The following is a 17,507-nucleotide window of genomic DNA, read 5'->3' on the forward strand; positions in this document are numbered from 1 at the left end:
CGCGTCGCGCTCAGCGCGGGGCGGCGGTCGAGCTCGCGCGCACGACCAGCCGGGTCGGCATCGGCGCGCCGGAATCGGGGAGCGGGTCGGCGACGGCGCCCTCGCCGAGGAGGCGCAGCACGACGCCGACAGCCGAGCGTCCCTGCTCGCCCGGGTACTGCTCGACGGTCGTGAGGTCGAACATCTCGGCGTACTCGTGTCCGTCGACGCCGACGACCGAGAGCTCGCTGGGCACCGCGATGCCGAGCCGCTCGGCGGCGCGGAGGGCGCCGAAGGCGACTTCGTCGGATGCCGCGAACACCGAGGTCGGCCGCGGGCCGGGGTGCCCGAGCAACTGCAAGGCAGCGCGGTAGCCGCCGGGCATGGTCATCTCGGTCTCGACGACGTCGGCCGGCGACGGGGCGAGGCCCGCCGCGTCCATCGCATCGAGGAAGCCCTGTCGGCGGAGTCCCTGCACGGTGTCGGGCTGCCCGCTCGCTCCGATGCCGGCGAGGTGCGCGATGCGAGTGTGACCGAGGTGCAGCAGGTGCTCGGTCGCGAGCTGGCCGACCGCCCGATCGTCGATCGAGAGCCGCGCCGCGGTGCCGCCGGTTCCGCCGAGGCACACGAGCGGCTTCTCTCGGCGGTCGAGCGCAGCGACCTCGTGCTCGACGAGGTCGACGCCCACGGCGATGACCGCGTCGACGCGCTTGCGAGCGAGGAAGAACTCGAACACGCGCGCCCGATCGGGGCCGCTGTCGGAGAGGTTGTAGAGCGTCAGGTCGTAGCCGGCGGCGAGGAGTGAGCGCTCGATGCCCTCGAGTACCTCGCCGAAGAACCAGCGGTTGACGAACGGGATGATCACCCCGACGTTCTTGGTGCGCCCGGTGACGAGGCTCGCCGCATCGGGGGACGCGATGTAGCCGATCTCGGCTGCGGCCGACTCGACGCGGCGGCGGGTCTCCTCGGCGACGTAGCCGTTGCCGGAGAGCGCCCGGGAGGCCGTGGCCTTCGAGACCCCGGCGAGGCGTGCGACATCGCCGATCGCGGCCATGCGCGCCTCCCCTCGTCGGGCTGCCTCGAGCCAGAGTGTACTGCTCGCGTCGACGAATATGGAACCGTTTCCTGCTTGGCGCGCGCGTGAGGTGCGCCTCGGCGCGGTTCTGGTGGGAGCGCTCTCCGCCAGTTCATGCGGCGGAACGAGGGAGTGGCCGAACCGTGACCTCCCATCCCTTGTGAGGAGGGCGGCGGGTGTTCTAGCGTTGAGGCTGGAACCGGTTCCCGGCTTCGCCTGCACCACATTCACTCGACGAGGAGATGACATGAGAATCAGACGGCATCGCCGTTGGATGGCCCCCGTGGTGGCGGCCGCGGCGGTTGGACTCGCCCTCACGGGCTGCACCGGAGACGTCGCGCCAGAGGACGCTGCCGACGTCGATTGCACCGACTACGAGCAGTACGGCACCTTCGACGGCGCCGAGGTCACGGTGGCCGGCACCATCCTCGACCTCGAGGCCGACCGCCTCATCGAGTCGTGGTCGGACTTCGAGGCCTGCACCGGCATCGCGGTCGACTACCAGGGCTCGAGTGAGTTCGAGGCGCAGATCGCCGTGCTCGCCGAGGGTGGCAACGCCCCCGATGTCGGCATCGTGCCGCAGCCCGGTCTCCTCGGCCGACTCGCCGCGGGCGGCTGGCTGATCCCCGCCTCCGCCGACGTCGAGGCCAACGTCGACGAGTGGTGGTCGGAGGACTGGAAGAAGTACGGCACCTACGAGGACACCTTCTACGCCGCTCCGCTCATGGCGAGCATCAAGGGCTACGTCTGGTACTCGCCGGCCGAGTTCGAAGAGAAGGGGTACGAGATCCCCAAGACCCTCGACGAGCTGACTGAACTCTCCGAGACGATCGCGGCCGAGGGCGACCACAAGCCCTGGTGCGTCGGCCTCGAGTCGGGCGACGCCACGGGCTGGCCGGGCACCGACTGGGTCGAGGACTACATGCTGCGCCTGCACGGCGCCGACGTGTACGACCAGTGGGTCACGCACGGCATCCCGTTCAACGACCCGCAGGTCGCAGAGGCCTTCGACGCGGTCGGCGGCTACCTGAAGAACGACGACATGGTCAACGGGGGCATCGGTGACGTGTCGACGCAGGTCACCGAGGCGTTCCAGACCGCCGGCCTGCCGATCCTCGACGGAGCGTGCTCGCTGCACCACCAGGCCTCGTTCTACGAGACCTTCTGGAACCCCGAGGGCGGCGACGAGAACACCGTCGCGTCCGACGGCAGCGTGTTCGCGTTCCTCCTCCCGCCGGTCAACGCCGACGACCCGCTGTCCGTCACGGGCGGCGGCGAGTTCCCGGTCGCGTTCCGCGACGCCGAAGAGGTCGAGGCGTTCCGCACCTACCTCTCGAGCGACCTCTGGGCCAACAACCGGGTGAGCCTCGGCGGCGTCATCAGCGCGAACAAGGGACTCGACCCGCAGGTGGCCTCGAGCGAACTGCTGACCCAGTCGATCGAGATCCTCCAGGACCCCGAGACCACGTTCCGGTTCGACGGTTCCGACCTGATGCCGGGCGCCGTCGGCGCCGATTCCTTCTGGAAGGGCATGGTCGCCTGGGTCACGGGTGAGGACACCGCTCAGGTGCTCGACACCATCGAGTCGAGCTGGCCGCAGGGCTAGCTGGCGCGACTCACGCCCGAAGGGCATGATCGGAGGGCGGGGATGCGAAATCCCCGCCCTCCGTCACCCGCCTTCGACGACCACTCCGATTTCAATGACGAACATTGGGAGGCACGATGACCACCGCCGATCTGCTCGGCAAGCTGCTGCAGGTGGTGATGGGGCTCGCGGTGTTCGCCGCCGTGGTCGGCCTCCTCATCTTCTTCATCGACAAGGCTCCGAAGAAGGGTCGCGATTACTGGCAGCTGGGCCTCTTCCTCCTGCCGGCGATGCTCTTCATCGCCATCGGCCTCGTGTACCCGGCGATCCGCACGAGCCTCCTCGCGTTCCAGGACTCGAGCGGTGACTGGACGCTCGACAACTTCGTCTGGACCTTCACCCAGCCGGCCGCCATTCGCACGCTGATCAACACGGTCATCTGGGTACTGCTCGTTCCGACCATCTCGACGGCCGTCGGCCTCGCCTATGCCGTGTTCATCGACAAGTCGCGCGGCGAGAAGTACTACAAGGTGATCCTGTTCATGCCGATCGCCATCTCATTCGTCGGCGCGGGCGTCATCTGGAGCTTCGTCTACGACTACAACGGGGTCGGCGAGCAGATCGGCCTGTTGAACGCACTGGTCGTCGCAGCGGGCGGCGAACCGGTGCAGTGGCTGCAGACCGACCCGATCAACACCTTCCTGCTGATCGTCGTCATGATCTGGATCCAGACCGGATTCGCCATGGTGCTCCTGAGCGCGGCGATCAAGGGCGTGCCGACCGAGCAGATCGAGGCCGCGCAGCTCGACGGCACGAACGGCTGGCAGCGCTTCATGAACGTCACGGTGCCGGGCATCCGCGGCGCACTCGTCGTGGTGCTCACGACGATCTCGATCGCGACGCTGAAGGTCTTCGACATCGTCCGCACGATGACCGCCGGAAACTTCAACACGAGCGTCATCGCCAATGAGATGTACACCCAGGCATTCCGAGCGAGCGAAGTGGGGCGCGGCTCGGCCCTCGCCCTGATCCTCTTCGTGCTCGTGCTGCCGATCGTCGTCTACAACGTCAATGTGCTCCGCAAGCAGAGGGAGATCCGATGAGCAGCGTCGCACCAGCCGACCTCCCGGTCGGTGAGAACCTCGGCTCGATCGAGGCCGCCGAGCGCACCGAGTACGGCACCAAGACGGCCCGGGTGAAGAAACGACTGACCTCGCGCACCGCGACGGTCATCGCGCTCATCATCGCGGTGCTCTGGACCATCCCGACCTTCGGCCTGCTCGTCTCGTCGTTCCGGCCGGCCGAGCTGATCCGCACCACGGGCTGGTGGACGATCTTCCAGAACCCGGGCTTCACGCTCGACAACTACCGAGAGGTGCTGTTCTCGACCTCGTCGTCGTCACCGCAGCTCGGCTCGTACATCGTCAACTCGATCGCCATCGCGCTGATCGCCACGCTGATCCCGCTCGTCTTCGCATCGATGGCCGCATACGCGTTCGCGTGGATCCGGTTCAAGTGGGTCAACTGGCTCTTCATCTTCGTGTTCGCGCTGCAGATCATCCCGCTGCAGATGGCGCTCGTGCCGCTGCTGCAGATCTTCTCGACGTGGCTGCGCCCGATGCAGGCCTGGTTGCACGACATGGTGCCGATCATCCCCGAGCAGAACTACCTGCCGCTGTGGCTCGCGCACTCGATGTTCGCGCTTCCGCTCGCGATCTTCCTGCTGCACAACTTCATCGCCGAGATCCCGTCCGACGTCATCGAGGCGGCGCGGGTCGACGGCGCGACGCACGGTCAGATCTTCTTCCGCATCGTGCTGCCGCTCGCGACGCCGGCGCTCGCCTCGTTCGCGATCTTCCAGTTCATCTGGGTGTGGAACGACCTGCTCGTCGCCCTGATCTTCTCCGGCGGCACGCAAGACGTCGCTCCGCTCACCCAGCGGCTGGCCGAGATGGTCGGCACGAGAGGGCAGGACTGGCAGCGACTGACCGCTGCCGCGTTCATCTCGATCGTGATTCCGCTCGGCGTCTTCTTCGGGCTGCAGCGCTACTTCGTGCGCGGGCTGCTGGCAGGCTCCACCAAGGGGTAGGCCAGCGGGCACGGCCGGATGCCGCTCGGCCTCGGCCCGCGGCATCCGCTCTGCCCTGCTCCGCTTCCGGCGAACGGCGGGTGACGTGAACGGGGCCCGGAATAGGGTGATGCCATGAGCATGCACGGGGGAGCACCACGCGGCGGGGGCGGCGGTGGCGGCCGCGGCGGCGGAGGAGCCGGCGGCGGTGGCGGCCCCCGCCGAGGGTTCGCCGTCGACGAGGACGCGCAGCGGGCGGCGAACGCCGAGGCGCCGAAGATCCCGAACCTGCTCGGGCGCATCGCCGAACTCTTCGCCGGGCACAAGGCCGCCCTCATCACCACGGTGGTGCTCGTGCTCATCGGTGCGGCGCTCGCCATCATCCCGCCGCTGCTGACCCAGCGCGCGTTCGACGACGGGCTCTTCCCGGTCGACGCGAGCGGAGAGGTGTCCGGCCCGAACCTGCCGGTGCTCGTGTGGATCGTGATCGCGATGATCGCCGTGTTCGTCGTCTCGGCCCTGCTCGGCGTCTGGCAGACCTGGCTCACCGCGACGATCGGCAACAGCGTCATGGGCACCCTCCGCGTGCGGCTCTTCACGCACCTGCAGGCCATGGAGTTGAGCTTCTTCACGCGCACGAAGACCGGCGTCATCCAGTCGCGCCTGCAGAACGACGTGGGCGGCGTCGCCGGGGTGCTGACGAACACGGTGTCGAGCGTGCTCGGCAACACGGTGACGGTGATCTCGGCGTTCATCGCGATGCTCATCCTCAACTGGCAGCTCACGATCATCGCGCTCGTGCTCATGCCGTTCATGGTCATCGCACAGCGCCGCGTCGGCCAGGTGCGGGCGCGCATCGCCGGGAAGACCCAGGAGTCGCTCTCGGAGATGACGGCGATCACGCAGGAGACGCTGTCGGTCTCCGGCATCCTGCTCTCGAAGAGCTTCACCCGGCAGAAGAGCGAGATCGAGCGGTACGCCGACGAGAACAAGAACCAGATCGAGCTGCAGGTCAGGCAGCAGATGACGGGCCAGTGGTTCTTCGCGATGGTCAACATCTTCATGTCGTCGATCCCCGCGATCGTCTACCTGGTCGCCGGCTGGCTCATCGCCGGCGGCACTGCGGATGTCACGGCGGGCACGATCGTCGCATTCACGACCGTGCAGGCACGCCTGCTGTTCCCGCTGATGGGCCTCATGCGGGTCGCGCTCGACCTGCAGACGTCGAGCGCCCTCTTCGCCCGCATCTTCGAGTACCTCGACCTGAAGCCGGCGATCGTCGACCGGCCCGACGCCCGCGAGGTGCCGCTCGGGCCGGCGCTCGGCAGGGTGGAATTCGACGAGGTGTCCTTCCGTTACCCCGATGCCGACGGCGACTCGCGGCCGACGCTCGACGCGGTGAGCTTCACGATCGAGCCGGGGCAGTTCGCCGCGTTCGTCGGGCCGTCGGGCGCGGGCAAGACGACGGTGTCGTACCTCGTGCCGCGCCTCTACGAGGCCTCGGGCGGTGCGGTGCGCTTCGCGGGGGTCGACGTGCGGGAGCTCGACCAGGAGTCGCTCGTCTCGCACATCGGCATCGTCAGCCAGGAGACCTATCTCTTCCACGCCTCGATCGGCGAGAACCTCCGCTACGCGCGGCCGGACGCGACCGACGCCGAACTCGAGGCGGCGGCGCGAGCCGCGAACATCCACGAGACGATCGCGTCGTTCCCCGAGGGGTACGACACCGTGGTCGGCGAACGCGGCTACCGGCTTTCGGGGGGCGAGAAGCAGCGCATCGCGATCGCGCGGGTGCTGTTGAAGGACCCGGCCGTGCTCGTGCTCGACGAGGCGACGAGCGCGCTCGACACGATCTCCGAGCGGGTCGTGCAGGAGGCGCTCGACGACGCCGCCCGTGGCCGCACGACCATCGCGATCGCCCACCGGCTCTCGACCGTCGTGTCCGCCGACGTGATCTTCGTGGTCGTCGCCGGCCGCATCGTCGAGCAGGGAACGCACGCCGAGCTCGTGGGCGCCGAAGGGGTCTACGCCTCGCTCTACCGTCAGCAGGAGGAGCGTCCGGTGCTCGAGGCCTGAGCACCTCATCCGGCGTTTTCGGGGGACACGACTTCGCTCGAACCCCTTGCGATCGGTGCACCCTGCGCCGCTAGAGTGTGGAGCATCTTGCCGGGGGGTCGAGAGGGGCGACGTGTCGACGACCGAACGAGGGGCGCCGCCCGAGGCATCCGCCGCCGACTCGGCCGAGTGAGGGCGAGAGCCCGGACGATCCGCTAACTGCGCTCGGCGAGCATTCCGGTCATGAGCTCGATCTCGGAGGTCTGGCTGTCGACGATCGACTGCGCGAGCGCGACGACGACGTCGTTCGTCGAGCGGGCGAGCACCGCATCGGCCATCTCGACCGCGCCCTGGTGGTGGGCGATCATGAGCTCGAGGAAGCGGCGTTCGGCCTCGACGCCGGTGAGGCCGCGCAGCTCTTCCACCTGAGCCGGTGTCGCGAGGCCGGGCATCGGCGCGCCGGGCACGTGGGCACCGGGGTCGGAGGTCGCATGGTCGCCATGACCTGCCGCGCCGTCGAGTGCGGGGCGCGTCATCCACGTCATCGACGGCTCGGAGCCGGCCTGCGACAGGCCCCATTCGGCGAGCCAACCGTACATCTGGCCGGCCTGCTGCGCCTGCGTCGTCGCGATGTCGTAGCCGAGCAGCCGCACCTCGTCGTCGTCGGTCGCATCGCGCACGATCATCGCGAGCTCGACGCCCTGCAGGTGGTGCACCTGCATGTCGCGGGCGAACCCGGCCTCGGCGCTCGTCGTCGTGGGTGTCGGCTCGGCGAGCGTCGAGAGGCGACCGATCGAGAACGCCACGGCCGCGACGACGATGAGGGCGACGGATGCCACGGCGATGACGGCCGCCCGGCCGCCCCGGCGCTGCCGGGGCCCGGGGGAGGGCGGCCCGATCGGCTCGGTCGGGTCGCCGGCGTCGATCACGACGTCGGCGGTCGAACGCTCGGGGGCTCGGGTCACGACACCTTGCCCGGGGCGTCGTAGGCGCCCGTGCAGAGGGCGCCGGGCTCGGGCACGTTCTGGCTCTGCCAGTACTCCTCGAAGAAGGCGGGGATGCGCTCGTCGTCGGCGCTGTCGAGGGCGAGCTGCGAGTTCCAGCCGCTCAGCACGATCGGGGAGTCGAGCCCTTCGAAGGGCGAGAGCACGACGTAGGTCGAGGGCAGGTGCGACTTCAGCGCCTCGAGCTCGGCCGCGGGCAGCTCGGGGTCGTAGGTGACCCAGATCGCGCCGTGCTCGAGCGAGTGCACGGCGTTCTCGTTCGGCACCGGCTGCTCGTAGACGCCGCAGTTCAGCCACATCTGGTTGTGCTCGCCGCCGGCGGGCGGCGTCTGCGCGTACTCGACGACGCCCTCGACGTGACCGGCGCCGTTGTCGAAGGTCTCGACGCCGTCGATCTTCGCGCCGTCGCCGCCGGCGCCGTACGAGGCGGGCTGCGGGGTCAGCACGATCGCCGCGACGATGACGCCCACCACCGCGACACCGCCCACGACCGCAGACCAGATGCCGATGCGCCGGTTGCGCTTGGCCTTGGCCTCGCGCTTCTTGAACTCGGCGAGCTTGCGTTCGCGTTCAGCCGCGCGCTGCTGCTTGACGGTGTTCTGCTGCTTCACCTTGGGGGGAACGGGCGGGGTCGCGCTCACACGTAGGCCTCTCTCGCATGGTTGTCGCATCAATCATATTGACGGCGCGAGCGATCAGGCTGGGAGAACGCCGGGTCGAGGCATCCGCTCGCCCCTTCGTCACCGTCGCTCGAACGGATAGAGTGGCCTCGTGATCCTCTCGCTGTGTTGTCGCTGACGCCGACGTCGACCGACCCCACGCACGCACGATCGTTCGCCGCTCCCGTTCGCCGACCGGGCTGAACGAGCCGACAGCAAGGACCTCACCATGAAGTACGCAGACACCATCGTCGATCTCGTCGGCGACACCCCGCTCGTGAAGCTGCACCACGTCACCGAAGGCGTGACGTCGGCGACGGTGCTCGTGAAGCTCGAGTACCTGAACCCGGGCGGCTCCTCGAAGGACCGCATCGCCGGCCGCATCATCGACGCCGCCGAGCGCGAGGGCAAGCTGAAGCCGGGCGGCACGATCGTGGAGCCGACCTCGGGCAACACCGGTGTGGGCCTCGCGCTCATCGCGCAGCAGCGCGGCTACAAGTGCATCTTCGTCTGCCCCGACAAGGTCGGCGAAGACAAGCGCAATGTGCTGACCGCCTACGGCGCCGAGGTCGTCGTGACGCCGACCGCCGTCGCGCCCGACAGCCCCGAGTCGTACTACGGGGTCTCCGACCGGCTCGCCCGCGAGATCCCCGGCGCGTTCAAGCCCGACCAGTACTCCAACCCCAACGGGCCGCGCTCGCACTACGAGACGACGGGCCCCGAGATCTGGCGCGACACCGAGGGCGGGGTCACCCACTTCGTCGCGGGCGTCGGCACCGGCGGCACGATCACCGGCACCGGTCGGTATCTGCGCGAGGTGTCCGAAGATCGCGTGCGCATCATCGGCGCCGACCCCGAGGGCTCGGTCTACTCGGGCGGCACCGGTCGCCCCTACCTCGTCGAAGGCGTCGGCGAGGACTTCTGGCCGACGGCGTACGACCCCGCCGTGCCGCACGAGATCATCGCCGTCTCCGACGCCGAGTCGTTCGACATGACCCGCCGGCTCGCCCGTGAAGAGGGCATCCTGGTCGGCGGCTCGAGCGGCATGGCCGTGGTGGCGGCGCTGAAGGCCGCGGCATCCGCAGGCCCCGACGACGTGTTCGTGGTGCTGCTGCCCGACGGCGGACGCGGCTACCTCGGCAAGATCTTCAACGACAAGTGGATGCGCGCCTACGGCTTCTCGAACGCCCCGGCCGGTCACACGATCGCCGAGCTGCTCGCGGCGAAGGCCGACCGCACCGCGCCGATCGTCTACGTGCACCCGAACGACACGGTACGCGAGGCGATCGACCGCATGACCGAGACCGGCGTCTCGCAGCTGCTCGTGCTGACCGCGGAGCCGCCCGTCGTGCTCGGCGAGGTGCTCGGGGCGCTCCATGAAGAGGCCCTGCTCGAACAGGTCTTCTCGGGGCAGGTCAAGCTCACCGACAAGGTCTCGGGCGTCGTGGGGGAGTCGCTGCCGCTCATCGGGGTCAACGAGCCCGTGGCATCCGCTCGCTCGACCTTCTCGACGACCCCCGCGGTGCTCGTCACCGACGGCGGCAAGGCGCTCGGCGTGATCACCCGCACCGACCTGCTCGCCTACCTCTCGGCCTGACCGGCCCCGCGCACATCCACCACGCACTTCAGGAGTTCCGACCATGCACGACCACGCACGCTTCGACACCCTCGCCATCCACGCCGGGCAGGAGTTCGACCCCACCACCGGCGCCGTCATCCCGCCGATCTACCAGACCTCGACCTACGTGCAGGACGGCATCGGCGGGCTCCGCGGCGGCTACGAGTACTCGCGCGGCGGCAACCCCACGCGCACGGCGCTCGAGACGCAGCTCGCCGCGCTCGAGGGCGGCGAGCTCGGCCTGTCGTTCGCCTCGGGCCTCGCCGCCGAAGACGCGCTGCTGCGCACCGTGCTCGCGCCGGGCGATCACGTCGTCATCGGCAACGACGTCTACGGCGGCACGCATCGGCTCATCCGCCGCGTGCACGGCGCCTGGGGCGTGCGTCACACGACCGTCGACACGAGCGACCTCGACGCGGTGCGCGCGGCGATCGAGCCGTCGACGAAGGTGCTCTGGATCGAGACGCCGTCGAACCCCCTCATGAAGATCTCGGATGTCGCGGCGCTCGCCGAACTCGGCCGCGCCGCGGGCGTGCTCGTGGTCGTCGACAACACCTTCGCCTCGCCCGCGCTGCAGCAGCCGCTCGCCCTCGGCGCCGACGTCGTCGTGCACTCGACGACGAAGTACCTCGGCGGCCACTCCGACGTCGTCGGCGGCGCGCTCGTGTTCGCCGGCGGTCTCGGCGACGCCGGTCGCCCCGAACTCGCCGACCTCGCCGAGCGCGTGACGTTCACGCAGTTCGCGGCGGGCGCGGTCTCGGGTCCGTTCGACGCGTTCCTCACCTCGCGCGGCATCAAGACGCTCGGCGTGCGCATGGACCGCCACAGCTCGAACGCCCTCGCGATCGCCCGGCGCCTCGACGAGCACGCCGGCATCGAGCGCGTGTACTACCCGGGGCTCGAGTCGCATCCGGGTCACGAGCTGGCCGCCCGGCAGATGTCGGGGTTCGGCGGCATGCTCTCGATCTCGCTCGCGGGCGGCGGCGAGGCCGCACGCCGGTTCGCCGAGTCGACCGAGCTCTTCCAGCTCGCCGAGTCGCTCGGCGGCGTGGAGTCGCTCGTCAACTACCCGTCGGAGATGACGCACGCCTCGGTGAAGGGCACCGACGCCGAGGTGCCCGAGTCGATCGTGCGCCTGTCGGTCGGCATCGAGGACGTCGCCGACCTGCTCGCCGACATCGACGGGGCGCTCGCCCGCCTGTAGCGGCATCCGTTCGGCGCGGCATCCGTTCGTCACCTGCCTGCGAGGCGCCTGACGGAGGGTGTGCGCGCCCGCTGGAGTGGGAGAATGGGAGCAGGCGCACGGCACGACTCCGGCGCTTCGGGAGATGAGCTCTCATGGTCTGGCTCTGGATCACCTTGGTCATCGTCGGCATCCTCGCGATCGTCCTCTTCTTCATGTCGGTGAAGATCGTGAAGCAGTACGAGCGCGGCGTGGTGCTGCGTTTCGGCCGACTGCACAGCGTGCGCGAACCGGGCATCCGGTTCATCATCCCGATCGTCGACGTGATGACCAAGGTGTCGCTGCGCATCGTCACGCTGCCGATCCAGTCGCAGGGCATCATCACGAAGGACAACGTCACCGTCGGGGTGTCGGCCGTGGCCTACTACCGGGTGGCCGACGCGGTGAAGTCGGTGATCGCGATCGAGAACGTGAAGGCCGCGATCGAGCAGATCGCGCAGACCACGCTCCGACGCGTCGTCGGTCAGCACCACCTCGATGAGACGCTCGCCGACACCGCTGCGCTCAACGCCAACATCCGCGAGATCCTGGATGTCACGACGCTCGACTGGGGCGTCGAGGTCACGCTCGTCGAGTTGAAGGACATCCTGCTGCCCGACTCGATGAAGCGCGCCATGGCGAAGCAGGCGGAGGCCGAGCGCGAGAAGCGGGCGAAGATCATCGCCGCCGAGGGCGAGTCGCTCGCGGCCGTGCAGCTCGGCGTCGCGAGCGACACGATGATGTCGCATCCGCTCGCCCTGCAGCTGCGCACCCTGCAGACGCTCGTCGAGGTCGGGGTCGACAAGAACACGGTCGTCCTCTTCCCGGCGCCGCTCATGGCCTCGATCGGCGAGCTCACGAACTTCATCGATCGGGAGGCGGCGGTCGCCCAGGTGCGCGGACACTAGGCGTGGCTAGACGGGCGCGATGCCGTTCCGGTAGGCCCAGATGACGATCTGCACCCGGTCGCGGAGCGAGAGCTTGGTGAGCACCCGACCGATGTGCGTCTTCACCGTCGCCTCGGCGAGGTGGACGGTTCGAGCGATCTCGGCGTTGCCGAGGCCTTGCGTCACGAGCCGCACGATCTCGAGTTCGCGCTCGGTCAGGCTCGCCTCGGCGGCCGCGCGCCGACCGGGATCGGGCATCCCGGGAAGCATCAGCTCGACGAACCGGCTCGTCGTCGATGGGGCGAGCACTGCATCGCCGCGGTGTACCGCTCGGATCGCCGCGGCCAGTTCCTCGACCGAGGCGTCCTTCAACAGGAACCCGGATGCCCCGGCGCGCAGCGCCCCGAAGACGTACTCGTCGGCATCGAACGTCGTGAGCACGAGCACCCGTGTGTCGGCGTGGTGTTCGAGGATCTCGCGGGTCGCGTCGACGCCGTCGAGCTGCGGCATCCTGATGTCCATCAGCACGACGTCGGGGGAGAGTCGCGCCGTCGCGTGCACGGACTCGGCACCCGTCGCGGCCTCGCCGACGACTTCGAGGTCGGCCTGGGCATCAACGCTCGCGACGATGCCGGCTCGCACGAGGTCCTGGTCGTCGACGACGAGTACGCGGATCATGCGGTGGGCTCCGCCCGCGTCGGCACCGTGGCGGTCACCGTGAAGCTGCCGTCACCCGCGTCGACGGTCGTGAGGCTTCCGCCGACCGCACGCAGTCGTTCGCCCATGCCCAGCAGCCCGAGTCCGGGCTCGATCGTCTCGGCGCCACCTCGCACGCGCGCCCGGTCGTTCGTGATGATCACGGACAGCCGATCGTCGTCCCACCTCATCAAGAGGTCGACGATCGCGCCGGGGTGCGCGTGCTTGGCGACGTTGGTGAGCGCCTCCTGCACGACGCGGTAGATCGCAACTTGCGCGGCCGCCCCGATCGGAGTCGCCGTACCCTCCGTCGAATGCGCGATGACGAAACCGAGCGAACGCGCCCGCTCGATCAGCTCGGGGAGTTCGGCGAGGGTCGGTTGCGGGAGCGGCCGCGCATCGGGCGAAGCTTCGTCATCGCGGATGCCTCGGAGCAGCACCCTGATCTCGTGCAGCGAATCGCGTGCGGTGTCTTCGATCACGGTGAGCGCCGAGGTCGCTCGCGCCTCGTCGAACCTGGCGACCCGTGACTGGCCGACGATCACCGCAAGGGAGTGGGCGAGCACGTCATGCATGTCGCGCGAGATGCGGGCGCGCTCCTCGAACGCAGCGAGCGCCTCGCGCTGTGTGCGCTCGCGGCGTTCGCTCTCGGCCCGCTGCTCGGCGAGCTCTGTCGCCAGCAGCTGGGACCGTCGAAGGAGACCCATCGTCCATGCGCACAGCACGACCGCGGTGAAGAGCACGAAGAGCAGCCACGGCGACGGCCCGAATCCGGAGTCGACGACGTTCGGGTCTGCGGCGTAGCGGCCCGCCGCAGCGACCGACCCGACGAGCCCGATCACGAGCGGCATCCAGCGTGTTCCGTACGCGGTCGCGGCGTAGACCGCGATCACGAACACGAGCGACGACGGCAGGACGAAGAACAGGCCCGTGACGACGGCCTCGCCGCCGACGCACCCCGCGATCACGAGCAGCGCAGCCGACGGGTGCGAGCTCCGCCACAACAGCGCGGCATGCCCGACGATCGCGAGCACAACCACGACCCACGCGCCCGGGGCCGGGATCGACGTGAACGAGACCAGCGCCGTCGGCGGCAGCAGCACCATCGCGGCAACGGCGGCGATGAGTGCGTCGTGGTGCGTCGGTGTCATGGTCACACCTCCAACCTATGCGGCGATGCTCGCTTGGGCGCGAGCGTGCTCGGCATCGCGAGTCGAACCGCGAGCATCGATGAATCCGAGTGTCGCGGTGAGCATCACCACTCCGAGCGCGAGCCACGTGCCGTAGACGCCCAGCACCATCAGGGTCGCCCCATCGCTTGCGAACACGACGGAACCCGCCGCGACTCCGGTCACCTGCGCCAGCAGCCCGAACACCATGAGGAACCCCATGCTGAGCAGTGCCATCGACGCGCACAAGCCGCCGGCGACGAGCAGCCATGCCGGGAGGGGCACGCGCCGTGACGAGGTCAGGAGCAGCACGAGCACGAGCGCTGCGCCGAAGGAGAGGAGTTCCATCACCGGGAAGCCGGCGGTGAGGTCGACCGAAGAGCTCGAGCGATCCTGTACCCACCACACCAGTTTCAGCAGCGGATACGGAACGGCGAAGGCGACGGCGCACCACGCCACCGCGATTCGTGTGCGAGCGGATGCCGCGGCGCCGGCGTCGCGGGCATGACCGGCGCGGAGTCGCCATCCCCAGGCGACGGTGACGAGTGCGGCGAGGAGGCTCGCGGCCCGTGCGGTCGCGCCAGGCCAGTCGACGGTCGCGAAGTCACCGGAGGGGATGCCCGTGGCCCAGAAGAACGCACGGAACCCGTCGAGGACGGCCCCTCCGGATGCGCCGAAGAAGAACACCGCTGCGGCCCAGCCGAGCACGCCCGCCGCACGCGTTCCGCGCGTCGAGCTCGTCATCCGCGCAATGAGCAGCGACGCGAGTACCAGGGTCACGGCGATCAGGGCGAGCCAACGAGGCGGAAAGATCCGCGCGTAATCGTCGGTGGGGCCGATCGCGAGGGATGCGGCGGCGGTGAGGGCGGCGATTGCTGCCGCGCCGATCGTGGCGGCGATGAGGGTCGGGCCTGCCGTTCGAGTGCGTTTCGTGATCATGCGTCCAGCCCAGCCGATGCCGACCCGGCGCACATCCACCGACGGTCGCGGCGACGTGCGACCTCGGTAGCTGAGTCGCTGGCAGTATTTCGACGAAGTGTGTCAATACTGCCAGCGGTGCATGACGGTGAGATGCTCCAGAATGAGCGAGTGACTTCGAACCAGACCGCCGTGGCAGCCGGCGCGGCACCTGCCCTGCACCCGGCATCCGGCACCGCGGCGACCGCTTCCGAGCCGCACCGCGGCAGCCTCGGGCTCGTGCAGGGCACGGCGCTCTATATCGCGAGCGTACTCGGCACCGGCATCCTCGTGCTGCCCGGCCTCGCCGCCTCGGCCGCCGGCCCGGCCTCGGTCGTCGCGGTCGCCGTGGTGCTCGTGCTGTCGATCCCGCTCGCCGGCACCTTCGCCGCGCTCGCCTCGCGTTACCCCGATGCGGGCGGCGTCGCGAGCTACGCGCGCCGTGCGCTCGGCGACACCGCCGCCCGCATGGCCGGGTACTGGTTCTACTTCGGCGTCTGCATCGGCGCCCCGGTGCTCGCCGTGCTCGGCGGCGAGTACGTGGTCGCGGTGCTCGGCATCGATCGATCGGCGGTGCCGATCATCGGCTTCGCGGTCTTCGTGCCCCCGTTCATCGTCAACTGGTTCGGTGTGCGGGTCGCGGGCTGGGTGCAGTTCGTGCTCACCGGTCTCTTGATCGCCGTGGTCGTCGGCGTGGTCGCGGTCACGTTCCCAGCCGCCGAAGCATCCAACTTCACGCCGTTCCTGCCGAACGGCTGGGGCGGCGTCGGCGTCGCCATCAGCCTCTTCGTCTGGGCCTTCGCCGGCTGGGAGGTCGGCACCCACATCGCCGGGGAGTTCAGGAATCCGCGCAAGATCATCCCGTTCGCGACCGGCATCGCCGTCGTCGTGGTCGGCGCCGGTTACCTCGCCCTGCAGTTCGTCACCGTCGCGGTGCTCGGCGACCGGGCGGGCGACGGCCAGGTGCCGCTGCTCGACCTCGTCGAGACGACCGCGCCCGGCATCGGCCCCGTGCTCGTCGCGATCGTCGCGGCGATCGTCACGCTCGGCGTGATGAACGCCTACATGCCGGCGTTCGGCAAGCTCGGCGCCGCACTCGGGCGCGACGGCGACCTGCCCAGGTTCTTCGCCAAGGGCGCCGCCGACGGCGAGGTGCCGCGTCGCGCGCTCGCCCTCACCGGGGTGCTCATCGTCGCCTACTTCGGCCTCATGCTGCTGAACGACCTCGATCTCACGGGGTTCATCCTGATCCACACGAGCAACATGGTCGCGATCTACGCCGTGGGCATGCTCGCCGCGACCCTGCTGCTGAAGCGCTGGTCGTTCGGGTGGTGGCTCGCGGTCGTCGCGACGGTCATGACCATGGGACTCCTCGTGCTGGCCTGGGCGAACCTGCTCGTGCCGCTCGTGCTCGCCGCCGCCGCGGTGCTCGTGACGGTGGTGCGCCGGGTGCGTGCCCGCCGCCGTGGTGAACCGATCGCTGCCGAGTCCGCACCCGCCGCCCACCCGGCCCAGCCCGTCGCACAGGAGACCGAATGACCGAGTACCGCGCCCACTTCGACGCCGACATCGCCTTCGTCAACGGGGGAGGCCTGCGCGCCGAGGCGTTCCGGCTCGACCTGCCGTCGCAGCACCTCACCGAGACGCAGATCGGCGAGCTGCTCGTGCGCCACCTCGGGCTCGCGCTCGTCGGCACCGTCGAGCTCTCGAACCTCGAGATCGTCGAGGAGCCGCACAAGGGCTCGCGGGGCGTCGGCGCCGAGGCATCCGCTGCTTCCGGCAGCACGCAGCGCGGGCGACTCGTCGACCTCAGCCATGTGATCAGCGAGGGGCTCGTGACCTACCCGGGCATCCCGGCGCCGGTGATCACGCCGCACCTCACGCGCGAGGCCTCGCGCGAGCACTACGCGCCGGGCACCGAGTTCGAGATCGACATCATCGCGATGGCGGGCAACACGGGCACCTACCTCGACAGCCCGTTCCACCGCTACGCCGACGGCGGTGACCTCGCGAGCCTGTCGCTCGAGACGCTCGTCGGCATCCCGGCCGAGGTCTTCCGATTGACGGATGCCGCGGAGCGCGGCATTCCCGCAGAGGTCTTCTTCGATCGCGAGCTCGCGGGCACGGCGGTGCTGCTGCACACGGGCTGGAGCCGGCATTTCGGGCAGCCCGAATACCTGCACGGCGCCCCGTTCCTCACCGAGGCGGGCGCGCAGCACCTCGCCGACGCCGGCGTCGCGATCGTCGGCATCGACTCGCTCAACATCGACGACGCCGAGTCGGCGGGCGAGCGGCCCGCGCACTCGATCCTGCTCGCAGCGGGCATCCACGTCGTCGAGCACCTCACCGCGCTCGACGAGGTGCCGGTGCGCGGTGCCCGCTTCACGGCCGTGCCACCGCGGGTCGCCGGGTTCGGCACCTTCCCGGTGCGCGCGTTCGCCGAGGTGCCGGACGCCGGCTGACGGGAGGCGGACGCACCGCCGGAATCCACGGGGCGTCGTATCTGGCATCCGACGCCCGCGTGCGTGAGGAT

General features: G+C 69.6%; 15 protein-coding genes. 9 read left to right on the top strand and 6 right to left on the bottom strand.

Annotation, left to right across the window (positions count from 1 at the left end; genetic code table 11):
* Nucleotides 1–10: 10 nt before the first annotated feature.
* The gene (locus BJY17_RS15350; protein WP_179552131.1) at nucleotides 11–1,033 is read right to left on the bottom strand and encodes a LacI family DNA-binding transcriptional regulator; all 1,023 of its coding nucleotides are present in this window, start codon (nucleotides 1,031–1,033) and stop codon (nucleotides 11–13) included.
* A gap of 268 nt (nucleotides 1,034–1,301) precedes the next feature.
* Between BJY17_RS15350 and BJY17_RS15355 the strand changes: the two genes are divergently transcribed.
* The 4 genes from BJY17_RS15355 to BJY17_RS15370 all read left to right on the top strand — a co-directional run bounded on the left by BJY17_RS15355 (nucleotide 1,302) and on the right by BJY17_RS15370 (nucleotide 6,783).
* Complete coding sequence (locus tag BJY17_RS15355; protein WP_179552132.1) at nucleotides 1,302–2,660, top strand: ABC transporter substrate-binding protein; 1,359 nt, start codon at nucleotides 1,302–1,304, stop codon at nucleotides 2,658–2,660.
* Between the two features lie 116 nt (nucleotides 2,661–2,776).
* The gene (locus BJY17_RS15360; protein WP_179552133.1) at nucleotides 2,777–3,742 is read left to right on the top strand and encodes a carbohydrate ABC transporter permease; all 966 of its coding nucleotides are present in this window, start codon (nucleotides 2,777–2,779) and stop codon (nucleotides 3,740–3,742) included.
* Nucleotides 3,739–4,728, top strand: coding sequence for a carbohydrate ABC transporter permease (locus tag BJY17_RS15365; protein ID WP_179552134.1), 990 nt, complete (start codon nucleotides 3,739–3,741; stop codon nucleotides 4,726–4,728). Before BJY17_RS15360 ends, BJY17_RS15365 begins: the two co-directional genes overlap by 4 nt.
* A gap of 120 nt (nucleotides 4,729–4,848) precedes the next feature.
* Nucleotides 4,849–6,783, top strand: coding sequence for an ABC transporter ATP-binding protein (locus BJY17_RS15370; protein WP_179552910.1), 1,935 nt, complete (start codon nucleotides 4,849–4,851; stop codon nucleotides 6,781–6,783).
* Between the two features lie 194 nt (nucleotides 6,784–6,977).
* On the opposite strand, the gene BJY17_RS18800 is transcribed toward BJY17_RS15370, so the two are convergent.
* Together BJY17_RS18800 and BJY17_RS18805 are read right to left on the bottom strand one after the other, a co-directional pair.
* Nucleotides 6,978–7,727 carry a DUF305 domain-containing protein gene (locus BJY17_RS18800; RefSeq protein WP_322789867.1) on the bottom strand — a complete coding sequence of 250 codons (750 nt, stop codon included), beginning with the start codon at nucleotides 7,725–7,727 and terminating at the stop codon, nucleotides 6,978–6,980.
* On the bottom strand, nucleotides 7,724–8,407 hold the full coding sequence (locus BJY17_RS18805) for a DUF3105 domain-containing protein (protein WP_322789868.1): 684 nt from the start codon (nucleotides 8,405–8,407) through the stop codon (nucleotides 7,724–7,726). Before BJY17_RS18805 ends, BJY17_RS18800 begins: the two co-directional genes overlap by 4 nt.
* A gap of 247 nt (nucleotides 8,408–8,654) precedes the next feature.
* Between BJY17_RS18805 and BJY17_RS15385 the strand changes: the two genes are divergently transcribed.
* The 3 genes from BJY17_RS15385 to BJY17_RS15395 all read left to right on the top strand — a co-directional run bounded on the left by BJY17_RS15385 (nucleotide 8,655) and on the right by BJY17_RS15395 (nucleotide 12,173).
* The gene (locus BJY17_RS15385; protein ID WP_179552136.1) at nucleotides 8,655–10,022 is read left to right on the top strand and encodes a cystathionine beta-synthase; all 1,368 of its coding nucleotides are present in this window, start codon (nucleotides 8,655–8,657) and stop codon (nucleotides 10,020–10,022) included.
* A gap of 43 nt (nucleotides 10,023–10,065) precedes the next feature.
* Nucleotides 10,066–11,247, top strand: a complete 1,182-nt coding sequence (locus tag BJY17_RS15390) for a cystathionine gamma-synthase (RefSeq protein ID WP_179552137.1) — start codon at nucleotides 10,066–10,068, stop codon at nucleotides 11,245–11,247.
* Nucleotides 11,248–11,381: 134 nt separating this feature from the next.
* Entirely contained in the window at nucleotides 11,382–12,173 is a 792-nt protein-coding gene (locus BJY17_RS15395) for a slipin family protein (protein ID WP_179552138.1), read from the top strand.
* Between the two features lie 6 nt (nucleotides 12,174–12,179).
* Here the strand turns inward: BJY17_RS15395 and BJY17_RS15400 are convergent, their stop codons facing one another.
* The 3 genes from BJY17_RS15400 to BJY17_RS15410 are packed head-to-tail and all read right to left on the bottom strand — an operon-like array spanning nucleotide 12,180 to nucleotide 14,956.
* Nucleotides 12,180–12,830: a response regulator gene (locus tag BJY17_RS15400; protein WP_179552139.1), complete on the bottom strand. Its 651-nt coding sequence runs from the start codon at nucleotides 12,828–12,830 to the stop codon at nucleotides 12,180–12,182.
* On the bottom strand, nucleotides 12,827–13,999 hold the full coding sequence (locus BJY17_RS15405) for a sensor histidine kinase (RefSeq protein ID WP_246304068.1): 1,173 nt from the start codon (nucleotides 13,997–13,999) through the stop codon (nucleotides 12,827–12,829). Before BJY17_RS15405 ends, BJY17_RS15400 begins: the two co-directional genes overlap by 4 nt.
* A gap of 15 nt (nucleotides 14,000–14,014) precedes the next feature.
* A complete protein-coding gene (locus BJY17_RS15410) occupies nucleotides 14,015–14,956 on the bottom strand; it encodes a hypothetical protein (RefSeq protein WP_179552141.1) in 942 nt (313 codons plus the stop codon).
* A gap of 150 nt (nucleotides 14,957–15,106) precedes the next feature.
* Between BJY17_RS15410 and BJY17_RS15415 the strand changes: the two genes are divergently transcribed.
* Nucleotides 15,107–16,513: an APC family permease gene (locus BJY17_RS15415; protein ID WP_322789869.1), complete on the top strand. Its 1,407-nt coding sequence runs from the start codon at nucleotides 15,107–15,109 to the stop codon at nucleotides 16,511–16,513.
* Complete coding sequence (locus tag BJY17_RS15420) at nucleotides 16,510–17,436, top strand: cyclase family protein (protein WP_179552143.1); 927 nt, start codon at nucleotides 16,510–16,512, stop codon at nucleotides 17,434–17,436. The genes BJY17_RS15415 and BJY17_RS15420 overlap by 4 nt, the downstream gene beginning before the upstream one ends.
* Nucleotides 17,437–17,507 lie beyond the last annotated feature (71 nt).

The sequence above is a fragment of the Agromyces hippuratus genome, from assembly GCF_013410355.1.
Taxonomy (GTDB): domain Bacteria; phylum Actinomycetota; class Actinomycetes; order Actinomycetales; family Microbacteriaceae; genus Agromyces; species Agromyces hippuratus.

Coding starts and splice junctions, on each gene's coding strand:
- BJY17_RS15350 (WP_179552131.1), bottom strand. CDS start 1,033: ATGGCCGCGATCGGCGATGTCGCACGCCTCGCCGGGGTCTCGAAGGCC.
- BJY17_RS15355 (WP_179552132.1), top strand. CDS start 1,302: ATGAGAATCAGACGGCATCGCCGTTGGATGGCCCCCGTGGTGGCGGCC.
- BJY17_RS15360 (WP_179552133.1), top strand. CDS start 2,777: ATGACCACCGCCGATCTGCTCGGCAAGCTGCTGCAGGTGGTGATGGGG.
- BJY17_RS15365 (WP_179552134.1), top strand. CDS start 3,739: ATGAGCAGCGTCGCACCAGCCGACCTCCCGGTCGGTGAGAACCTCGGC.
- BJY17_RS15370 (WP_179552910.1), top strand. CDS start 4,849: ATGCACGGGGGAGCACCACGCGGCGGGGGCGGCGGTGGCGGCCGCGGC.
- BJY17_RS15385 (WP_179552136.1), top strand. CDS start 8,655: ATGAAGTACGCAGACACCATCGTCGATCTCGTCGGCGACACCCCGCTC.
- BJY17_RS15390 (WP_179552137.1), top strand. CDS start 10,066: ATGCACGACCACGCACGCTTCGACACCCTCGCCATCCACGCCGGGCAG.
- BJY17_RS15395 (WP_179552138.1), top strand. CDS start 11,382: ATGGTCTGGCTCTGGATCACCTTGGTCATCGTCGGCATCCTCGCGATC.
- BJY17_RS15400 (WP_179552139.1), bottom strand. CDS start 12,830: ATGATCCGCGTACTCGTCGTCGACGACCAGGACCTCGTGCGAGCCGGC.
- BJY17_RS15405 (WP_246304068.1), bottom strand. CDS start 13,999: ATGACACCGACGCACCACGACGCACTCATCGCCGCCGTTGCCGCGATG.
- BJY17_RS15410 (WP_179552141.1), bottom strand. CDS start 14,956: ATGATCACGAAACGCACTCGAACGGCAGGCCCGACCCTCATCGCCGCC.
- BJY17_RS15420 (WP_179552143.1), top strand. CDS start 16,510: ATGACCGAGTACCGCGCCCACTTCGACGCCGACATCGCCTTCGTCAAC.